This window comes from Lentzea sokolovensis (assembly GCF_033949975.1).
In the GTDB taxonomy this organism is placed as follows: Bacteria; Actinomycetota; Actinomycetes; order Mycobacteriales; family Pseudonocardiaceae; genus Lentzea; species Lentzea sokolovensis.
The window spans coordinates 458013-478996 of record NZ_JAXAVU010000016.1; the positions used below are offsets into that span (position 1 = coordinate 458013).

General features: G+C 71.7%; 12 protein-coding genes. All 12 read right to left on the reverse strand.

Going from position 1 to position 20984, the window contains the following annotated elements:
- Nucleotides 1-135: 135 nt before the first annotated feature.
- A complete protein-coding gene (locus SK854_RS42505; RefSeq protein ID WP_319980818.1) occupies nt 136-852 on the reverse strand; it encodes a 3-keto-5-aminohexanoate cleavage protein in 717 nt (238 codons plus the stop codon).
- Nucleotides 773-10414 (reverse strand): non-ribosomal peptide synthetase/type I polyketide synthase, encoded by a 9642-nt coding sequence (locus SK854_RS42510; protein WP_319980819.1) that lies wholly within the window; start codon nt 10412-10414, stop codon nt 773-775. The genes SK854_RS42505 and SK854_RS42510 overlap by 80 nt, the downstream gene beginning before the upstream one ends.
- Nucleotides 10415-10432: 18 nt before the next feature.
- The gene (locus SK854_RS42515) at nt 10433-11599 is read right to left on the reverse strand and encodes an MFS transporter (protein WP_319980820.1); all 1167 of its coding nucleotides are present in this window, start codon (nt 11597-11599) and stop codon (nt 10433-10435) included.
- Nucleotides 11600-11601: 2 nt separating this feature from the next.
- The gene (locus tag SK854_RS42520) at nt 11602-12666 is read right to left on the reverse strand and encodes a GNAT family N-acetyltransferase (RefSeq protein ID WP_319980821.1); all 1065 of its coding nucleotides are present in this window, start codon (nt 12664-12666) and stop codon (nt 11602-11604) included.
- Nucleotides 12663-13886: an MFS transporter gene (locus SK854_RS42525; RefSeq protein ID WP_319980822.1), complete on the reverse strand. Its 1224-nt coding sequence runs from the start codon at nt 13884-13886 to the stop codon at nt 12663-12665. Before SK854_RS42525 ends, SK854_RS42520 begins: the two co-directional genes overlap by 4 nt.
- On the reverse strand, nt 13883-14284 hold the full coding sequence (locus tag SK854_RS42530) for a thioesterase family protein (protein ID WP_319980823.1): 402 nt from the start codon (nt 14282-14284) through the stop codon (nt 13883-13885). Before SK854_RS42530 ends, SK854_RS42525 begins: the two co-directional genes overlap by 4 nt.
- Nucleotides 14281-15435 carry an acyl-CoA dehydrogenase family protein gene (locus tag SK854_RS42535; RefSeq protein ID WP_319980824.1) on the reverse strand — a complete coding sequence of 385 codons (1155 nt, stop codon included), beginning with the start codon at nt 15433-15435 and terminating at the stop codon, nt 14281-14283. The genes SK854_RS42530 and SK854_RS42535 overlap by 4 nt, the downstream gene beginning before the upstream one ends.
- Before the next feature lie 46 nt (nt 15436-15481).
- On the reverse strand, nt 15482-16468 hold the full coding sequence (locus SK854_RS42540; RefSeq protein WP_319980825.1) for a 3-oxoacyl-ACP synthase III family protein: 987 nt from the start codon (nt 16466-16468) through the stop codon (nt 15482-15484).
- Between the two features lie 15 nt (nt 16469-16483).
- On the reverse strand, nt 16484-17812 hold the full coding sequence (locus SK854_RS42545; RefSeq protein WP_319980826.1) for an aminotransferase: 1329 nt from the start codon (nt 17810-17812) through the stop codon (nt 16484-16486).
- A 33-nt stretch (nt 17813-17845) separates the two neighbouring features.
- Nucleotides 17846-18583, reverse strand: coding sequence for an SDR family oxidoreductase (locus tag SK854_RS42550; protein WP_319980827.1), 738 nt, complete (start codon nt 18581-18583; stop codon nt 17846-17848).
- Between the two features lie 8 nt (nt 18584-18591).
- Nucleotides 18592-19581, reverse strand: coding sequence for a Fe(II)-2OG oxygenase family protein (locus tag SK854_RS42555; RefSeq protein ID WP_319980828.1), 990 nt, complete (start codon nt 19579-19581; stop codon nt 18592-18594).
- 64 nt (nt 19582-19645) lie between these two features.
- Nucleotides 19646-20893 carry an ATP-grasp domain-containing protein gene (locus SK854_RS42560; protein WP_319980829.1) on the reverse strand — a complete coding sequence of 416 codons (1248 nt, stop codon included), beginning with the start codon at nt 20891-20893 and terminating at the stop codon, nt 19646-19648.
- Nucleotides 20894-20984: the final 91 nt, after the last annotated feature.

Genomic DNA, 20984 nt, shown 5'->3' on the forward strand with positions numbered 1-20984 from the left:
AAGCGGTAGAGCTTCTCCTCGATGGCCGTTATTCCCACAGTGGACAGAACCTGTTCATCGGCCATCGGCTTCCCCCCGGACCCTTTTTGCCGTGGCTACCACGGCAAACGCGGGATCAAACGTGGCATCTGCCCGTCATCCGGGAAGTCCGCAGGTGAAAGCGGTGCGGACCAGTTCGAAACTGCCGGTTGCCGGCTCACCGTCGGGCAGGACGAGGGTGTCCTCCAGGCCGATCCGGGTGTCGAGGCCACGGGCGAGCGCGATGCGAAGGACCACCCAGGCAGCGTCCCCCTCACCGTGCAAGAGCACGGGGCGGTCGAAGCCGGTCAGCTCCTCCAGTGCGGCCTCCACAGCGGCGGGTGCGGTCGCCGGATCGGTGTCGGTGATCTCGGCCAGCACCCGCGTCACGCGGTGCGCCTGCGGCCAGTTCAGGAACCTCTTGGTGCCCTCGGTGCCGGAGAAGAGCCCTGCCTCGATGCCGACACCCTTGTCGAGCAGGGTCTCCGCGATGAGCTCGGCGCCGTCCTCGTGCCAGTTCACCGAGGCGTGGTCGGGCAGCACGGTCCACGACCTGATGAGGTCGGCCCGGACCTGTGGTGAGGGGTCGATCCAGTCACCCGTCGTCACGCCGACCGGCACACCCGGCACGGCGGCGCGCACGGCCTCGACCGCGGCGCCGACGTGCTCGGGGGACAACGTGTCCTCGTCCCGGAGGTCCTTCGGGTGGATGTGGACGTCCTGCGCCCCCGCCTCCACCGCCGCCCGTGCGGCCTCAGCCAGCTCGGCGGGGGTGAACGGCAGATGCTCGGACGCGGAGCGGGGCAACGCCCCGTTGAGGCACACCTGAAGCACTGCCCGATGCTTGCACATGAGCGCGTGGCGCGCAGAGCTCGTCCACTCGGGCGAACCGGGCCACGAGCTCCCGCGCCCACTTCGCGATCGTGGCCACATCGAACAGGTCGCTCGAATACTCGATGTACACGGCCTCATCTGGCACGACGACGACGTACAGATCAGTGCGCGCACATCCGTCCACGTGCAGTGGTGTCACACGCGTCCGGGCACCTTCCAGTCGCAGGTTCGGCGGAGGTGTCGTCGTGACGGTGAACAGCACGTTCGGCAGGGTTGCCGGTTCGTCGTCGGGCAACGCGGCCGCGAGCACGTCCGGCAACGGCACGTCCTGGTGGTCCAGCGCCGCGAACAGGCGTCGCCCGACGTCCCGGACGAGGTCGTCCGCTCCCAGCCGGACGCGGATCGGCACGACGTCGCCGAGCAGTCCGACGACGTCACCGGTGGCCGTGGTGCGCCGGGCGCTCGACAACGGCAGCACCAGGTCGTCGGTGCCCATCAGCTCACCGGCCCACTGCGCGAACTCCGCCGCGAGCACCGCCACCGGAGTGGTCCCCGACGCGCGCGCCTGCTCGGTGAGCGCCGGCCAGCTGCCCACCGGCAACGCCTCCCGGTGCATCCCGCCACGCCCGGTCGTCCGCGCCGGTCGATCCGCCGGCAACGTCCAGCGCACCTCGGCCCCGGACAACTCCCGCCGCCAGAACTCCAGGTCGCGCTCGGAGGGCCGGGGCCGATTCCGCACCAGGTCGAGGAAGCTCGCGGGCTCGGTGAGTTCCTCGCCCGCGTAGAGCGCGGAGAGTTCCCGCCACAGCACCGCCATCGACGCCCCGTCGACGACGAGGTGGTGCGCCGCGAGCACGAACACCCACGTGTCGTCACCCGTTCGGGCCAGTCCGCACCGCAGCAACGGCGCCGTGCCGAGGTCGAAGGGACGACCGGCCAGCTCCGAGCACCACGCGTCGGCGTCGGCGGGCTCCTCGACCGGCAGCGAGATCTCCCCCACCGGCGCGGCCACCTGCCGCGGCGGCGTCCCGCACACCCGCACTCGCAACGCGTCGTGCCGCGCGACCAGTCCGTTCACCGCACGCCGCAACCTCTCAGCGTCGACCTCGCCGGTGATGTCGACCCGGTACGAGATGTTGTAGACCGCCGTGCCGAACGCGGTGTGCTTGCTCCACAAACGCTCCTGCGTCGCGGTCAGCGGCACCAGGTCCAGCCGTCGTGCCATCGCGCGCACGGTGGGCTGGGCGAAGAAGTCCGCCATCGAGCACGTGAGTCCCAGCTGGGCCACCGCGCGTTCCACCAGCCGCACCGCGGCGAGCGAATGCCCGCCCAGCTCGAAGAACGGCGTGATCACCGATACCGCGTCCACGCCCAGCTCGGCGCACCAGAGGTCGTGAACGGCCTGTTCCGCCTCGGTGGCCGGCCGGTCGTCCGCGACCACGGGCACGGGCTCGGGCAGCGCGGCCCGGTCGACCTTGCCGCTCGCGGTCATCGGCACCCGCTCCAGCGCGACCCAGCGCGTGGGCACCAGGTACGACGGCAGCACCCGGCCCAGCGCGGCGGCGAGCCGCAGCCACAGGCGGGGTTCGTCCGACGCACGCACGACGTACGCCACGAGCTCCGCCTCACCGCGCCGGTCACGCCGCACGACCACGGTGGCGTCGGCGACCTCGGGCAGCGCGCACAGGGCGTGCAGCGTCTCGCCGGGCTCGACCCGGTTGCCGCGGATCTTGGCCTGGTCGTCGGCCCGCCCGAGGAAGGTGAGCAGCCCGTCCGGCCGCCACCGTCCGAGGTCTCCGGTGCGGTACCAGACCTGACCGGACGGATCGCGCACGAACGCCGCCGCGGTCTCCTCGTCCCGGTTCCGGTACCCGCGGGCCACCATGAACCCGCTCAGCCAGATCTCCCCGACCGCGCCGACGGGCACGGGCACGCCGTCGTCGACCACGGCCACACGCACCCCGTCGATCGGCCGCCCGATCGGCGGCGCGACCGGTCCGGCGGCGGTGTCGACCGGGTGGTCGGTCACGATGATCGACGCCTCGGTCGGCCCGTACTGGTTGTGCAGCACGCACTTCGGGTGCTCCGCGAAGAACGACCTCAACGCCGGCGTGAGCACCAGGGGCTCGCCGCAGCACAGCACGACCCGCAGCGAGGGCGCCGAGAGACCGGACTCGAGCAGGGCGTTGAGCGGTGTGAACGGCATCAGCAGCCGCTCCACCCGGTGCCGCCTGATCACGTCGGCCAGTGCCGCGTGGTCGTGCCGCACGGTGTCGTCGACGAGCACGAGCGCGGCACCGGACGCGAGCGTGGAGAAGATCTCCTGCACGCTGATGTCGAACCCGGCGGACGTCCAGCCGAGGGTCCTCAGTGGACGGTGCTGACGCTGCTGCCAGCGGACCACGTTCACCGGTCCGCGGTGCTCCACGAGCACGCCCTTCGGCTTCCCGGTGGAACCCGAGGTGTAGAGGCAGTAGGCGAGGTCGTCCGGCCTCACCGCGGGCAACGGCACCGGGCAGACGGGCGCGGTGATGTCCTCGACGAGCAGCACCGTCGCGGCGCCGAGCTCGGATCCGCCGGTGGTGACCAGTACCTGGGACCCGCTGTCCGAGACGAGGAACCGGCCGCGCGCGACCGGCAGCCCCGGGTCGATCGGCAGGTAGGCGCCGCCGCTCTTGAGCACCCCGAGCAACGCGGCGATCAGCTCGGGCCCGCGCGGCAACGACACCGCGACGATCTCACCCGCTCGCGACCCCAGCGCTTGCGCGATCTCGTCGGACCGCACCTGCAGCTCGCGGTAGGTCCAGCTGCCCCAGTCGCCGGTCAGCGCGACGTCGTCCGAGTCGCCGACCAGCTGGTGCAGGCACACGTCCGGCTCGGGCACGTCGGCCCCCTGCCAGGACTCGATCGCGGACCGGTCCCCAGCACCTGCCGCCGTCAGCTCGGTGACCGGGACGTCCACAGAGGACAGAGCGAGCTCCAGCACGTCCTCCACGCACGCCAGCAGCCGGCTGATCGTGGCCGGGGCGAACAGGTCCGTGCGGTACTCGGCGACGCACCGCAGCCCGTCCGCGCCCTCGGTGAAGTAGAGCGAGAGGTCGTAGACGGACCGGCTGATCGGCGGGTCCAGCACCGTCGCCGTCAGCGACCCGAACTCCACGGGCTGCTCGGTCTCGTACTCCACCAGCACCCGGAACAGCGGCGTTCCCTCGCTGTCGCGGTCGGGGTTGACCGCCCGCACCAGCTCGTCGAACGGCACGCCGCGGTGCTCGAACGCGGCCAGCGTGCCGTCCACCACCCGGTCGAGCAGCTCGCGGAACGTGCCGGAGACGTCGACGCGCTGCGGCACCAGGTCGAGGAACAGCCCGATCGCGTCCCGCGCACCCGGCGGTCGCGAGCTGATCGCGGTGCCGACGACGACGTCCGTCTCCCCCGCCTGGCGGCCGAGCACCGCGCTCACCGCTGCCAGCACGACCATGAACGGCGTGGCGTTCAGCTCGGGATTCCTCGGCACGGTGCGGAACACGCGGGTCACCGCCGCACCTTCGCCGGTCGGCTCGGCCGGTGCCGGGAAGTCGGCGGGCAGCCGCAACGGGCGCGACCCGGCGAGCAGATCCCGCCAGTACTCGACATCTCCGCGGTGGTCCACCGCGGGCACCGGCACGGGCGGCGGCAGCGGCACCCCCTGGTAGTGCGCCGCCACCTCGCGCAGGAGCACTCCGGTCGACGCCGAGTCGAACACGATGTGGTGCGCCACGACGTGCACCAGATGACGAGTGGGTGCGATGCGCACGACCGCCACCCGCAGCAACGGCCCGGTGGCCAGGTCGAACCGCACACGGGCGGCCTCGGCGGCCATGCCGGCGATCGCGCTGCCTTCGTCGAGGCCGGTGGCGTCCTCGAACGCCCACTGCACCTCGGCGTCCGGCCGCACCTCCTTGAACGGCACGCCGTCCTCGGCGCGGAAGACGGTGCGCAGGGCCGGGTGCCGTTCGACCACGCGGAGAACCGCCTCGTGGAACAGGTTCGCGTCGAGCTCGCCGTCGATCCTGACCAGTTTCGGCTCGTGGTACACCCCGGTTCCCGGCCGCAGCCGGTCCATGAACCAGATCCGCTGCTCCGCGGGCGTCAGGGCGTGGCGGGCGATCTTGGCCGCACGCAGCACGTCCAGGTGCCGCAACCCGTCGAGCACGCGCTCCGGCGGCAGCCCGAAGTCGACGAAGCACGCGATCTCGTCCACCCCGGCGGCGACGAGGGTGTCGGCCACCCGAGCCGCGTCGGCGACGGACCCGATCAACGCTCGGGACTCGGTGTAGCGCTCGAACGCCTGGCGCAGCACGAAGTCCGAGTCCTCCCCCGGCATCTCGGTCAGTCCCAGGCTCTGCGCCTGGCCGGCGAGCGCGAGCGACGACCTCAGGTACCGCAGGAACGGCTCGCGCGCCTCCTCGCGGGCCACCTCGCCGGCGGCGCCGAGGTAGGTGTGCACCAGCACGACCACCCGCCCGGCTTCGGGGTCCAGGCCGGCGTCGGCGCGTGCCTTGCGGTAACGGGAGACGTTCCGCGCGAGGTCCTCGACGGACTGCGTCATCAGGTTCGTGAGCACGCCGAGCCCGGCCTCGCCCGCCTTGACGTAGCTGTCCGGGTTCCCGGCGATGGCGGTGAACATCGGCGGCATGTCCTGGATCGGCCGCGGTTGCAGCCGCACGGTCACGGGCTCCCCCGTGCCGGACGTCGCGGTCACCTCGGCACCCGACCACAACGCGCGCACTGTCTCCATGTGCTCGTACATCACCTCGCGGTTGCGTGCGTACGCCTCCGGGGCCAGCGCGAAGTCCTTGGCGTGCCAGCCACTCGCGAACCCGAGGCCGACGCGTCCACCGGAGAGGTTGTCGACGACGGACCACTCCTCGGCGACCCGGATCGGGTTGTGCAGGGGGAGGACGACCGACCCCGCGTTCAGCCGCACGTGCCCGGTGCGCGCGGCGATCGCGGCCGCCAGCACCGACGGGTTCGGGAAGAGCGCGCCGAAGGAGTTGAAGTGCCGCTCCGGCAACCACACCGCGTGGAAACCGTGCTCGTCGGCGAACTCCGCGGCGGCGAGCACGAGCCCGTACTTGTCCTGCTGCGCCTCGTCGGGGTAGTCGCCGAAGAACGACAGGCTGAAGTCGCACGACCCGGACGGCACCGGTGGCAGCACCGGTTCCTCCACCGCCTCGACCTCCTCGGCGACGGGCTCGCCGGTGATCAACGCGGCCACGTCGCGCGGTGTCGGCGCCACGGTGAACAGGTCCTTCACCGGCAGGCGCACGCCGAAGTCGCGCTCGATCTCGCTGACCAGCCCCATCAGGGCGAGCGAGTCCGCGCCCAGCGCGAGGAACGTCTCGTCGGCACGGGGCTCGCCCGTCAGCCCGAGACGTGCCGCGGTCAGCTGCCACAGCCTGCCCAGGACGTCCGTCGGCGAGGTGTCGACCGGTGCGGCGGCGACCTGCCCGCGGTCGAACGGATGACCAGGCAACCAGATCCGCCGTCCGTTCCCGAACGCGGAGAGGTCGACCTCGACACCGGCGGTGTACCCGGCCGCGGCGGCGTCGAGCAGGCGTCCGCCGATCCACCGGGCCTCCGGCTGCTCGGTGCGGCCCAGCCGGCACAGCACCGAGTCCAGCCCGATCTCGACGCGCGGTCCGCTGTCCCACAGCTCCGCGAGGCAGAGGTCGAAGCGCATCGGCCGGCGCAGGTGCCCGGTGAGGTGCCGCGCGTCGATCACCGACCCGGTGGGCAACCGGACCCCGTCGACCCCGCGCACCAGCGGGATCCGCAACGGCGTGAACTCCACTTCTTCCGCCACCTGAGCGAGCTCGTCGACCACGGGGTCCATGAACCGGGAGTGGAACGCCCTGTCGACGCCGAGCGGCGTGCACGGCACCCCGGCGCGGCGCGCGGCCTCCTCGATCGCGTCGGCGTCGCCGGACAGCACGTGGCTGAACGAGCCGTTGACCACGGCCAGGTCCGTGCCGCTCGCCTCGGCGACGGCGATCGCCTGGTCACGGGTCCCGTGGACGGCCACCATGCCGCCCGGCCGGGTCCGGCCGGTCAGAGCGCCGCGCGCGACCGTCAGCCGCAGGCCGTCGTGCCGGGAGAGTCCGCCCGCCACGACGAGTGCCGCGTACTCGCCGATGCTGTGACCGACGACGACCTCGGGCTGCACACCCCACGAGAGCCACAGTTCGGCGAGCGCCACCTGGAACGCGAACATCGCGGGCTGCACGTCCAGGTCGGCCTCGGGATCGAGCAACGCGCTCAGGTCCGTGAGCTCGGACAGCTCGTCGATCACCGCACGGAACACGGGGAACCCGGCGTACAGCTCGGCCGCCATGCCGGCACGGGCCTGGCCCTGTCCCGGGAAGGCGAAGACCACGGGACCGGAGGCAGGTTCGAGAGCGGGAACCTCCAGCGCGGAGACCAGTCCGGCCGTGGTTTCGGCCGCCACGGCCACCCGGTGCGGGTGCCGCGGCCGCGAGGCGAGCGTGGCGGCGACGTCCGCGACCTCGATGTCCGGGTGACGTTCGAGGTGGGCCTTGAGAGCGGAGACGGACTCGGCGAGCGCGGTGGGAGTGCGGGCGGACAACGGCACCACCGCCGAGCCGGACGACTTGCGCACGGGAAGCGCGGACGGCTGCTCAAGGACGACATGGGCGTTGGTGCCGCCCACGCCCAGTGCGGTGACCCCCGCCCGGCGGGGCTGGCCGGACCCGACCTGCCTCCACGCTGACGCCTCGGTGGCGAGGGAGAACGGGCCGAGGTCGAGCGCGGGGTTCGGCTCGCCCACACCGGGCGTGGGCACGATCTCGCCGTGCTCCAGCATCAGCACCGTCTTGATCAGCCCGACCAGTCCGGAGCACGTGTCGAGGTGGCCGACGGACGCCTTGGCCGAGCCGAGCCGCACCGGCCCGGGGTAGACCTCCCGCAGCGCGGACACCTCGATCGGGTCGCCCAGCGCGGTTCCGGTGCCGTGACACTCCACATAGGACACGGACGAGGGTTCGGCGCCTGCTCGCTTCAGGGCCAGCCGGACGACCTCGGCCTGCCCGCTCACGCTCGGCGCGGTGAAGCCTGCCTTCGCCGCACCGTCGTTGTTGACCGCGGAGCCGAGGATCACGGCGTGCACGGCGTCCCCGTCGGCGACCGCCCGGTCGAGGCGCTTGAGCACCACCGCGGCGACGCCGTTCCCGCCGACCGTGCCGTCCGCCCCCGCCGAGAACGGCCGGCACGCACCGGTCAGCGAGAGGATTCCGTCGGGGTGCGCCAGGTATCCGCCGTTTTGCGGGAGGTGCACGGCGGCGGCGCCCGCCACCGCCACGTCCGCGTCACCGGTCAGCAGCGCCTGCACCGCGAGGTGGACGGCCACCAGACCGGTCGAGCACGCCGTCTGCACGCCGATGGCGGGACCGGTCAGCCCGAGCCGGTGCGCCACCCGTGACGCGAGGAAGTCCGGCTCCGCCCCGATCGCGGCCCGCATCGCCGCCGGCACGTCCGCGCCGGTCAGCCCGTCCTGGTGCCCGTACAGGTGCATGCCGGAGCCCGCGAAGACACCGACCCGTCCCGGCGCGTCCAGGCACCCGGCGTCCTCGAGCGCGCGGTAGCACTCCTGCACGAAGAGCTTGTGCGCCGGACTGGTCAGCTCCGCCTCGGCCGGCGTCATGCCGAAGAACGCGTGGTCGAACGCGTCCGCGTCGCTGATCGTGCCCATGGCGCCGACCCGGCCGGGCGCGTCGAAGCGCGAAATCGAGCACCGGCCGGCCCGCAGGTTCGCCCAGAACTCTGCCACGTCGTCCGCGCCCGGCAGCCGCGCCGCCATGCCGATCACGGCGATCCGGGTGTCGGCGGACGCGGGCCCGGCCGTCACCGGCGCGGACTCCGCGCCCTCCAGGTACCGGACGAGTGCGGCGATCGACGGGTGGGCGAAGAGCGCGGTCTCGGGGAGCGACACCCCGAGGTCGTGTTCCAGTTCCGTGCGCAGCCGCGCGAGCGTCACGGACGTCAGACCGAGGTCGTAGAACGCCTTCTCCGGATCAGCGGGTCCACCGCACGCCCGTTCGACGGCGGTGCGCACCACCTCGGGCACGCCGGCGAGCGTCCGGGCGATCTCGCCCCGGCGGATCTTGCCGCCGCCCGTGCGCGGGAAGCGCGCGGGATCGACGACGACCACCCGTGCCACCGGTAGCCGCAACCGCGCGAACACCGCGGCCCTGATCTCCTCCACCGGCACCGGATCCGCCGATCCGACGACGATCACGAGTTCCTCGGTGGCCAGGCGGGTGTTGGGCACTCCGCACGCGGCCGTCCACCCCGCGGGCGCGCCGGCGTCCACCGCGACGGCCTCGATCTCGTGGCAGTGGTGGTTCTGGCCGTGGACGATGACGACGTCCCGCGCCCGTCCGGTGATCACGACCTGCCCGTCCAGGACGTACGCCAGGTCGCCGGTGTCGAACCATTCGCCGGAGAGCCTCTCCCCGCCGATGTAGCCCGGCGTGACCCGTGCCGACCGCACCTGCAACGCGCCGATCCGGCCCTCCGGCAGGACTTCCTCGCCGTGCACGATCCGCACGGCGGCTCCCGCGGCGGGCGGTCCGACCGGTACGAACTCGACGCACGGCCGGGGATCCCCTTCACCGGCCAGTTCCAGATCACCGGCGAGGCTGTCCCGGACGACCCGGTGCACACCGTCGGAGAAACGGCCGATGGTGATGCCCGTGCACGTCTCGGTCATGCCCCACGCGGGCCGCAGCACCGACTCCGGCAGGCCGAGACCGGCCGCGAACCGGCGCATCAGGTCCGCCGGGATCTGCTCGCCTCCGCTGACCAGCGTCCGCACGTGCGACAGGTCCCACGACCGGCCGTCGAGCGAGTCCGCCACCAGCCGGTGGGCGAACGCGGGCGCCCAGCTGTGCTGAGCACCGTGCTCGCTCAGGAGATCCAGCCACCGCAACGGATCCGAGGTGACGAGGTCCGTCGCCACGTGCACGTTGGACGCACCGGTGAACACCGGCAGCAGGTGGTAGAGCAGCAGGGCGCCGCTGTGGTCGAGCGGCAACCAGTTCAGCGTCGTCTCGTCCGGGCGGAGGTCCAGGCTCTCCCCCGCCCCCACCGCGAACTCCGCGAGTCCTCGCTGTGTCAACGGGATCGCCTTCGCCGAGCCGGTGCTCCCCGACGACAGCAGCACCAGCGCCTCACCGTCGTCGGCGCCCCCGAGCGGGAGGGGCGAACGGCCGAACACGGGTACGGGCACCGCCCCGGCGAGCACGCAGGCCCAGAACGCCGGGAAGAACTCCTCCAGCGGCAGATCGGCCAGGACGACCCGCGAGCCCGGTTCGACGTCCGCCGACAGCTCGGTCGCGCGTGCCAGCAGCGAGGCGTAGGTGAGCGAGGTCGTCCCGGCCGGGGTCACCGTGGTCACGCGGGCGTCGGGAAAGCGGGAGGCGGCCCGGCGCAGGGCCGAGGCCAGGTCGGGCGCGTGGTCGGCCGTGAACCTCAGCTCGGGTCCGCGGCACAGGGAGGTGGCCATGTCGGTCCTTCCACAGGGTCAGGAGAGGCGGCGGGACACCAGCGCCAGCGCGAGCGCGCAGATCACGGCGACGGTGTGGAACCCGGCGACGACTCCGAGGACGGGCAGCGACGGCAGCAACGCGGAGGCGACGAGCGTCCCGGACGCGAACCCGGCCGTCTCCGCCGTCGAGGACAGGCCGAACAACCGCACCCGGAGGTCGCCGTGGACCTCCTGCAGCCGGGACGTGTAGACGATCTCGGTGAGCCCGTCGGAGAACCCGGCGCACACCATCACGAGGATCAGCACCGGCCACGGCGGGCCGGTGAACGCGAGCACGAACGACGTGGACATCACGCAGGTGCCGACGACGAACGCGGTGGTGCTGCCGGCCAGCCGGGGCGCGACGAACCGGGCGCCGAACGCGCCGACCGCCCACGAGGCCCAGAACCCGCTCATGAACACGGCCGCGTCCGCACCGGCGACCGCGGAGGCGTGCACCGGCAGGGAGAGGTTGTGCGAGGCGGACCCGAACGCGTCCGCGGCCCGCACCGCCACCAGCACCGCGATCGCGGGTCCGACGGCGCGCAGCAACGACACCGAAGGGCCCGAGGCGCGCCGCATCGGTGGCAGGGACTCGTTCCACCGCAACCGGGACACGACGAAGGCGGAGAACGCGAAGGACGCGGCGTTGACGGAGAAGGCCAGCCCGAAGCCGCCGAACGCGATGATCGTGCTCGCCGACGCGTACCCGGCGATCACCGCCAACGCCCGCCAGGTCACCAGCCTGCCGTTCGAGCGGGCGTTCTCCCCTTCCGGCACGAGGTCCGGGACGCTGGCGCGCACGCACACGTTCGAGACGGAGTTCCCGGCGCCGAGCACCAGCGCGGTCACCACGAGCCCGGTGAGACCGGCGGAGGACCCCAGCACCGCCAGGGAACACATCACGAGTGCCTGTGCCAGGTCGCTCGACACCATGAGACGCCGCAAACCCAGCAGCCGCACCAGCGACGGAGCGATCAGCCCGCCCGCGAACCCCGCCGTCAGCCGCGCCGCCATCACCAGGCCGAGGCCCCACGCGCTGCCGGTCACGGCGTACGTGAACAGCGACAGCGCGACGAGGTTGAGGAAGTTCCCGAACGCCGACACCGACACGGCGGTGACCAGCGCGGTGAACCGGGCGGGCGGCGCGAGCAGGGTGGTCATGGTCAGCCCAGCGTCCGGCGCGCCGCGGCGGTGAGCGGCACGATCCACGCCGAGCGCGCGAGTTCCGCGGCACCCCTGCGTTGCTTGACCTGACCGGAGGAGATCGAGAGGTCGAGCGAGCGGACGCCGGCCTCACCGGCCCACTTGATCACAGCGTGGAACACGGCACCGAAGTAGACCGGCGCACCCGCGGTCGCCTCGTCGTCGAACCCGGCCTGACGCACGAAAGCCGTGGTGCCGTGGCGAACGACCGAGGCGAACCCGACGCGGTCACCGTCACGCCGTGCCTCGACCAGCACCGCGTCCTCACCGATGCACGAGAGGTAGGCGCGGTGCAGACCGGCGGCCTCGGAAGACCGGTAGTCGTTGCCGTACTTGTGGTACAGCCCCAGTTCGAGCGGCACGATCCACTCGACGTCGGCCTCGGTGAGCGGCCGCACGTCGTAGGAGACGCCGGCCTCGTCGAGCTTGCGGACGTCGGCGAGCTCCTTGTACCGCTGCTTGCGCGGCAACGACCCCAGCCAGTCCTCCAAGGACGAACCGGGCAGGTCGAGGCGGTAGGTGGCGTGCGACGGCACGCGAATCCCGCCGTGCGACTGGAAAGCCGCGGCGAGGTCGGTGTCCGAGTCGTCGCAGTAGAGCGCGGCGACCGTTGCCGCGCCGAGGTCCGCCGCCGCTTCGGCCGCGGTGCCCACCAGCGAGGTGAGCGCGCCCGCCCGTCCTGGACCGTCGTCCACCAGGAACCGGCTGTGCCCCGGCCGCCTGCCACCGAGCAGGTAGCACGGCAACACGTCGGCGGAGGGCCGTTCCAGTGCCTCGAGGAACAGGTCGAGGCGCGCGATCGGCCACGGATTGCTGCGCTCGTCGAAGTGGTACGCCGCCGCGAACCCGCCGCCGGGCGACCACACGTAGAGCGGTGGCACGCCGGCCACCTGCTCCTCGACCGCGAGCCACCGCCGGGAGGCGTAGAGGTGGTCGGTCGCCTCGATCCGGCTGAGAGCCGCTTCGGGCAGTGCGGCCAGGTCGTGCGCCGCGCCGCCGAGGACACGTTCCGGTGCTGTGGTCATGACTCCTCCTGAGCAGGCGTCACCGCGGCCATCCCGAGACCGGCGACGAGGACGAGCGCTCCGGCGGCGATCAGCACCACGCGAGGTGAGGTGATCGCCCCCAGGCCGCCGGCGAGCGCCGAGCCCAGCGGCAGCCCGCCGAACGCGAGCAGCCGGTACGCGGCGGTCACCCGCCCCAGCAGGTGGTCCGGCACCGCCCGCTGGCGGTACGAGACGGTGATCACGCTGCCCAGCACCAGGAAACCGGTGCCGGCGATGCCGAGGACGACCAGCGGCAGGCTCAGCGTGAGACCGGCGGTGGCGATGCCGAGCGCCAGCACGCCCTGCCCCACCAGCAACGTGCCGCGGTTGCCCAGCCACCGGACCAGGGTGGGCGCGCACAGTCCCAGCACCAGGCCGCTCACGCCGGACGCGCCGATCAGCAACCCGTACTGGGCGGCGGTCAGCCCGAGCGGACCGCCCTGCAACGCCACGATCGGCAGCGCCGTCTGGAACGCCGCGTACCCGGCGTTGACGAGGCCGACGCCGAGCGCGTACACCGCGAGCCTGCGCCGGGTGAACAGGAACGCGAGCCCCTCGCGCACCGAGAACTTCGCCGGCGCCGAGGAAGGTTCGTTGCGCGTCACCAGTTTGATCGCGGAGATCGCTGCCGCGGTGTAGAGCAGGGCGACCGCGCCGAACGAGAACCCGAGAGCGAGACCGGCGACCAGGCCGCCCACCGCCGGTCCGACCAGGAACCGCGTCACGAGTTCGGTGGCCTGCATGCGGCTGTTCGCGCGTTCCAGCTGGTCCTTGGTCACCACACGAGGCGTGATGCTGTGCATGGCCGTGTCGCCCGCCGTCTCCGCGACACCCAGCACGAACGCGATGGCCGCCAGCGCGAGGACGTTGCCGCCGAACATGACGACCGCGGCACCGCACAACAGCGTCAGGGTGCGCACGACGTTCGCCAGCACCATGATCATGCGCCGGTCGAACCGGTCGACCAGCACACCGGCGTGCAATGCCGTCAGCGCCCACGGCAGCCGCGCCGCCGTGTAGACGGTGGCGACGGCCGCCGGACCACCGCCGAGCTGCAGTGCCGCGATCGGCAGCGCCACCTGGTAGATGCCGTCGGCGAAGGTCGCGCTGCCGGCGCTCGCCCACAGCCACTGGAACGACCTGGGCAACCGGGAGGGCCCGGCCGCCGCGGGTGCGGCGGCCGGTGCGGAGGTGGTCATGAGCGCGCCACCTTCTCCTCGAAGCGGCGCAGGAACTTCTCCCGGTCGATCACCGCGCGCACGTGCGTTCCCCGGTACACGACCTCGACGCCGTCGTGGGCCTCCACGGAGAACGTCAGCATGCGACCGTCCACTTCGGTCACGGTGGCGGTGACGGTGACCGTCCAGCCCTCCGGGGTGGCGGCGACGTGCTGCGCGTTGTCGTGCTTGAAGCCCACGGTCATCTCGGCGGGGTCCAGGTCGTCCTCGAGCACCTTCATCGAGGTGACCTCGGCGAGCCACAGCAACACGGGCGTGGCGAGCACCGGGAGGTCGTTCTCCCAGTTGGTGGCGCAGTCCTCGGCACGCACGACGTGCTCGCGCACGGCCTGGGCACCCACCGCGAAGCGTTCGCTCATCGCGCACCGCGCAGGGCGTTGATCTGGTTCATGATGTTCTTGCGCTGCATCTCCGAGGTGCCGCCGGCGATCAGCGTGCCGAGCGCGTCCTGCACGTCGCGGGTGCTCTCGCCGCGCATGTAGCCGACGTGGCCGCGCAACCGCATGAGGTTGGTCGCGGCCTCCACCAGGCCCTCGGAGCCGACGAGCTTCGCCACCGAGCAGCGCAGCGACGCCTCGGGGTCGCGGTCGACCAGCGAGTCGATCGCGGCCAGCGACACCGCCCGTGCCACCTCGATGGTGACGCGGATGTCGGTCACCCGGCCCTGCACGTACTGGTGGTCGATGATCGGCGACCCGAACGCCTCGCGCTGCTCGCAGAAGTCGAGGACGCTGTCCAGGCGCGGCTCCAGGTAGGCGGCCGCGACCAGGCCGTACAGCGCACGGTCGAAGCTGATCACGTCGTAGAGCGTCTGCAGACCGTCGCCCGGCGCGCCGAGCACGGCCTGCTCCGGCAGGAACACCTCGTCGAACCGCAGCGGCCCGGTCGGGCTGGTGCGCAGGCCGAGCAGCTCCTCCTGCACGCCGCGGCGGACGCCGGGCGCCCGGAAGTTCACCAGGAACAACGTGATGTCCCGCCGGCCCAGCTCCGGCACCCGGCCCAGCACGAGACCGCGGTCGGCCACCGGGGCGTTGGTGATGTGGTTCTTGGCGCCGTTGAGCCGCCAGCCGTCCTCGGTGCGGCGCCCGGAGGTGTTGGTGCGCGCCACGTCCGACCCGCCACGGGTCTCGGTCAGCGCCGTGGCACCGACCGCTCCCCGCAGCAATGGCGGCAGGAAGTGCTTGTGCGCCCACTCGTTGCCGTGCAGGACCAGCGCGCGTACCAGGCCGACGTGCGCGATCAGTGACAGCGTGAAGCCGAGGTCGTCGCTGCCCTTGGCCACCCCCGCCACCGCCAGCGCGAGGTCACGCCAGGTGCCGCCGCTGCCTCCCAGCTCGTGCGGTACGCCGATCTTGAACAGGCCGTGGTCGGCGAGCTGCCGCCACGACATCCGGTCGAACGCCTCCGCCTCGTAGGCCCGTTCGGCCCTGGGCGCGACGATCAGCCGCGAGAGCTCGGCGAACTGCTCGTCCAGCGGCAGTGTCGGCGGCTGGATGAGTGCGATGGACATCGGGAAAGCCTTTCTGCCAGCACGGGAAAAGTCGTTCGGTGAGCGGTCAGTACCAGCGCAGGACCACGGCGCCCGCGGTCATGCCGCCGCCGACGGAGGCGAGGACGACGACGTCGCCGCGCTTGAGCCGGCCGGCGGCGACCGCCTCGTCGAGAGTGATCGGGACCGAGGCCGCGGCGGTGTTGCCGTAGCGCTCCACCGTCAGCGCGACCTTGTCCTGGGAGATGCCGACGGCGGCGCCCACGGCCTCGATCAGCCGCGCGTTGGCCTGATGAGTGATCATCAGACTGACGTCCTCGACGCCCAGGTCGGCCTGCAGCAGCGCTTCCTTGATCGCCGACGGCAACGTCGTCGTGGCGAACTCCCACACCTTCGGGCCGTTCATGTGGAAGTAGTGGCGCCGTGCGCTCACGGTCGCGTGCGACGCCGGTTCGGCGCTGCCGCCCGCGGGCACGCCGACCACCTCGGCCTGCGTGCCGTCGGCCATCAGGTGCACGGACAGCACGCCGTAGTCGTCCGGCACCTCGCCGAGGACCACGGCACCGGCACCGTCACCGAAGAACACGCTGGTGGTGCGGTCGGCGGGGTCGAGGATCCGGCTGTAGGCCTCGGCGCCGACCACCAGCATCCGGCGGTACTGCTGCGGGAAGCCGCGCATCATCCCGACGGCGGCGGTGAGGCCGTAGACGAAACCGGTGCAGACCGCGGACACGTCGAACGCGGTCACCGCGCCCATGCCGAGTTTGGCCTGCAGCACGCACGCAGTCGCGGGCTGGATGTAGTCGGGCGAGGAGGTGGCCACGACCAGGCCGTCGATCTGCAGCTGGCTCAGCCCGCCGGAGTGCAGCGCGCGCATGCCCGCGATCGTGCCGAGGTCCGAGCTCGCGGCGCCGTCCTCCGCCCGGCGCCGCTCGCGAATGCCGGTGCGGGAGACGATCCACGCGTCGGTGGTGTCCACAACGGACTCGAGTTCTTTGTTGGTCACGACCCTGCGGGGCAGGAACGAGCCCGTGCTGAGAATGCCGATCGCCATGTCGACGCTCCCGGTTCAGGCCGTGACGCCGTGCGCGGACAGGAACGTGCGGTAGGCGGCCGCGAAGCGGTCCACCATCTCCTCCAGGTCGGCGTCGGTGCTGACCAGCGGAGGCGCGAAGACCACGGTGTCGCCCGCGAACCGCAGCAGCACGCCGTGCTCGGCCGCGGTCGTGACGAGCTCCTTGCCCGGCTCCCCCGGCCTCATGCCGCACGCCGCCGCGTCGAACTCGACACCGCCGAGCAGCCCGTAGGTGCGGACGTCGCGGACGAGCGGGGCGCCGAGGAACTTGTCCAGCGCGTTGGTGAGCACAGGGGCCGCCGCCCGCACCCGGCCGGGGATGTCGCGTTCCTGCAGGATCGCGAGGGTCTCGCGGGCCACGGCCGCCGCGACAGGGTGCCCGGAGTAGGTGAAGCCGTGTCCGAACGACCTGATCTCCTGCGAGCCCCTCGCGAGCACGTCGCAGACCGCGTCCGAGACCAGCACCGCCGAGATCGGCAGGTAGGCCGACGACAGTCCTTTCGCGACCGTGATCATGTCCGGCCGCAGCCCGAACTCGGTGGTGCCGAACATCGATCCGGTGCGGCCGAACCCCGTGATCACCTCGTCGGCGATGAAGAGGATGTCGTGCCGCGTCAGGACTTCCTGGACCCGGTCGTAGTAGCCGTCCGGCGGGACGACCAGGCCGCCGGCGCCCAGGATCGGCTCCGCGATGAACGCGGCGATCGTGTCGGGACCCTCCTGGCTGATCAGCAGCTCGAGCTCGTCGATCAGCCAGTCCACGAACTCCTCGTCCGACAGGCCGTTGGCCTGCGTCGAGAGCACGTCCGGCGTGTGCATCCGGAGGAACCCCGGCAGCGGGATGCCGAACCCGTTGTGGATGTGGGCCAGGCCCGTCGCGGATCCCGCCGCTGTGGTCGCGCCGTGGTAGCCGCGGTGGTGGGAGAGGATCTTCTTGCGGTGCGAGCGGCCCTTGGCGCAGTGGTAGAACCAGGCGAACTTGATCGCGCTGTCGTTGGCGTCGGAACCGGAGTTGCCGAAGAACACCCGTCCCATCGGGATCGGCGACAGCGCGGCCAGGTCGTCGGCGAGGGCGACGGTGACGTCGCTGGTGCGGTGGTTGAACGAACCGTAGAACGGCAGCTTCTCCAGCTGCTTCGCGGCCGCCTCGACCAGGCGCGGCTCGCTGTAGCCCAGCGTGACGCACCACAGGCCGGCGACGCCGTCGATGTACTGCTTGCCTTCGGTGTCCCACACCCGCACGCCCTCACCGCGGGTGATCACGTGCGGTGCGGTCGGCAGGCCCACGACGGTGTGCGGTTCCAACAGGGTCGAACTGTCCATCTCGGACTCCTCAGACGTGGTGGGGGCGGAGGTTCACCGGCCTCCGCCGACTTCGAGCACGGCTCCGGTGGTGTAGGAGGACGCGGGCGAGAGCAGGAACCACACCGCTTCCGCCACCTCGTCCGGCTCGCCGATCCGACCGAGCGGAACCGAGGCGCGCAGCCGCGCAGGCCGGTCGGGAACGCCGTTGTCCTCGTGCAGATCGGTCTGCACCAGTCCGGGGGCGACGGCGTTGACGCGAATGCCCTCAGCGGCCAGCTCCTGCGCCGCGCCCCAGGTGAACGTGTTGACCGCGGCCTTCATCGCCGCGTAGTGGACCCATTCGCCACCGCCGCCCGTGCGGGCGCCGGTCGACGACACGTTGATCACGACACCGCCGTCGCCGCCGCAGCTGCGGGCCATCCGCCGGGCGGCCTCCCGCGTGCACAGCACCGTGCTGCGCACGACGGTCCGGTAGGCCTCGTCGGCCTGACCGAGGTCGAGGTCGAGGATCCGGCTCAGTCCCCCGGTGGTGCCGGCGTTGTTGACCAGCGCGGTCACCGGGCCGAGCGCGGCGGTCGCGGTGTCGAACAGGGCGTGCACGTCCTCCTCGACCGTGACGTCCGCACGCACCGCGATCGCCGTGCCGCCCGCTTCGGTGATCTCCCGCACGAGGTCCTCGGCCGCGTCCTTGCTGGCGCGGTAGTTGACGCACACGGACTCTCCGGCCGCGGCAGCCCGCCGGGCGACCGCGGCGCCGATGCCGCGGCCCGCCCCGGTGACCATGATCATGACCGCGCTCAGCCGTTCACGACGCCGAAGCGCTCGGGCAGGAAGAAGCCCTCGAAGGCCTGCAGGCTGTAGACGTTGTGCGTCTTGAGCAGCCAGCGCTGCTTGAGCGACTCGATGTCGCGGATCTCGTGCACCTCGCGGCCGTGGATGACGTGGTGGTTGGAGAACGTCACGGAGTCACCGGGCCGGGAGATGCGGACCTGCTTGCGCTTGTGCAGCGCCGCGAGGAACCGGTCGAGCGCGCCCTGCGCCTCCTCGTCGAGACCCTCCGTGCGGCCCTCGAACACCTTGGCGCCCTGCCCCTCGATCAGCACCGGGTGGTCCTTGGCGCGGCCGAGCTCCATCGAGGTCGTGGAGACGTCGTCGAACGGCGTGTAGAACCGCTCCTGGCGCAGGACCTCGACGTCGCGATCGGACAGCTCCTCCACCGCGTGCCGGGTAACCGTGAACGTGGAGTAGACCTCGTTCTCCGGGGTGTCGCGCAGGGTCAGCGTGTTCACGAAGTCCGGGCACACGAAGTGGTTGGTGAAGTCGCGGTGGAACTTGAGCGTCTTCAGCGTCTTCTGCGACTGCGTGTCGAACATCGACTCCTTCGGGTAGATGTCGTGGAAGAAGTCGCCGTCGTTGACGCTCAGGTGACCGATCATCTCGGTACCGGTCAGCAGCGCGTACATGCCGAGGAAACCCTCGGCGACCCAGGTCTTCTTGAGCTGGTACTTGTCGTGCACCGGGTTCTCGGCGCTGAAGCGCGGCAGCTCCGGGTCGATGGGCGCGTTGCCGATGACCACGAACGGTTCCTTGGCGAAGTCGCGCAGCATCGAGGTCTCGCAGAAGTCGGCGAACCGCGTCGGCACCTTGCGGTCGTCGCGCAACTGGGAGAGCTCGTGCAGGAACTTGTCGTAGTCGGTGTAGGGGTGCGACTCGACGTCCAGCAGCACCTTGCCCAGTGCCTCGGACTCCTCGCGGGTGAACACGAAGCCGTAGTCGATGAACTTCACCGTTTTCCTCCAGGGTGAGGCGACGGACGGGCGGACGTGCCCGGCCGTGGTGTGCGAAGCGGGATCAGGCGAGCTCGAACACCGTTGCGGCGTCGAGGAGTTCGAGGTCGCGGCGCAGCGCCGCGAAGTCGTCGTTCCACAGCAGCACCGACGCGGCGAAGTCGCGGATGTCGGTGGCGTCGGTCAGCGCGTCGCCGACCGCGAGGTTCCACGTCCAGCGGTGGCCGGAGGCGATCTCGGGCCTCTTCAGCGCCGTGACGGTGCCTGCCTTCTTCGGGAAGTACACGTAGGCGGCGAACGGGCCGCGGTGGTGCGCGGGTGGGGTGAACGGCTCACCGCGCTGCAGGGTGAAGAGCGCCTGCTCGATGTCGACGCCCCAGCGGATGCGGCCGGTCATCGGGATCAGCGCGGCGGGTGCGCGTGCGGCGATCTCCAGGAAGATCGGCTCGCCGGCGGCGTCGAGGAAGATCTCGTGGTGGAACACCCCGTCGCGGGGCTTGTTCTCCAGCGTCGCCAGCACCTTGTCGTTGAACGCCTGGAGAACCGGCGCGACCGGGTCGTCGTCGGGCAACGTGAACGAGCCGTTGACCTTGCCGTCCGCGTACTCGTGGCAGGGGTGCAGGTCCTGGTTGACGTGCACGTGCACGACCTCGCCGTCCCGTACGGCGGAATCGACGTGGTAGAGCGTTCCCTCGACGAACTCGTCGATCTCGAACTCCCACGGCCCCGCGCTCGCCGCCCAGTTCCTGAGCTCGTCGACCGTGTCGATGCGGGCCGCGCCGACGGCACCGGACTCGTTGACCGGCTTCACGAACGCGGGAAGGCCGACGGTGCCGAGGACCTGCGCGACGTAGGAGTCCGGGTTTCCGGCATAGGCGTCGGCGTCCCACGCCGCGTGCCTCGGCATCCGGATTCCCGGCAGCGCCGCCTTCATGGCGAGCTTGTCGGTGAACGGCGCCACGTTCACCGGCCGGTCACCGGCGATGCCGAGCTTCTCCCGGACGGCCGCGACTGCGCCGAGCACGTACTCGTCGTGGCACAGCAGCCGCGTCTCCCCCGCGTGCTCCTCGATGATCGCGCCGACCGTGCGAGCGAGCCCCTCGGGCGTGAAGTCGGAGGTCACGACGATCTCGTCGAACACGTCCACCCGCCCGCGCTGCCGCAACATCGTCTCCTTGACGGGGCTGCAGATCAGGACCAGCGACCGGTCGGGCCGAGCCAACGACGCCGGATCGATGCGAAAGGACGCGACGTTCTGGACGACGATGTCGAGCTTCCCGATGCGGTCGAATCGTTGCTCGTTCTCAGGCATGCCACGAATCTGGCACGCGTTTCACGGCCCGCACAGCGCCTCGGCGGACATCAAGCTGCAGGTACGCCTGCAGCTTGATGACAGAGGCTCA

Bases quoted from the DNA above. Each gene is read 5' to 3' on its own strand.
- SK854_RS42520 (WP_319980821.1), bottom strand. From the start codon at position 12,666: ATGACCACAGCACCGGAACGTGTCCTCGGCGGCGCGGCGCACGACCTG.
- SK854_RS42535 (WP_319980824.1), bottom strand. From the start codon at position 15,435: ATGTCCATCGCACTCATCCAGCCGCCGACACTGCCGCTGGACGAGCAG.
- SK854_RS42545 (WP_319980826.1), bottom strand. From the start codon at position 17,812: ATGGACAGTTCGACCCTGTTGGAACCGCACACCGTCGTGGGCCTGCCG.
- SK854_RS42530 (WP_319980823.1), bottom strand. From the start codon at position 14,284: ATGAGCGAACGCTTCGCGGTGGGTGCCCAGGCCGTGCGCGAGCACGTC.
- SK854_RS42550 (WP_319980827.1), bottom strand. From the start codon at position 18,583: ATGATCATGGTCACCGGGGCGGGCCGCGGCATCGGCGCCGCGGTCGCC.
- SK854_RS42560 (WP_319980829.1), bottom strand. From the start codon at position 20,893: ATGCCTGAGAACGAGCAACGATTCGACCGCATCGGGAAGCTCGACATC.
- SK854_RS42540 (WP_319980825.1), bottom strand. From the start codon at position 16,468: ATGGCGATCGGCATTCTCAGCACGGGCTCGTTCCTGCCCCGCAGGGTC.
- SK854_RS42510 (WP_319980819.1), bottom strand. From the start codon at position 10,414: ATGGCCACCTCCCTGTGCCGCGGACCCGAGCTGAGGTTCACGGCCGAC.
- SK854_RS42515 (WP_319980820.1), bottom strand. From the start codon at position 11,599: ATGACCACCCTGCTCGCGCCGCCCGCCCGGTTCACCGCGCTGGTCACC.
- SK854_RS42525 (WP_319980822.1), bottom strand. From the start codon at position 13,886: ATGACCACCTCCGCACCGGCCGCCGCACCCGCGGCGGCCGGGCCCTCC.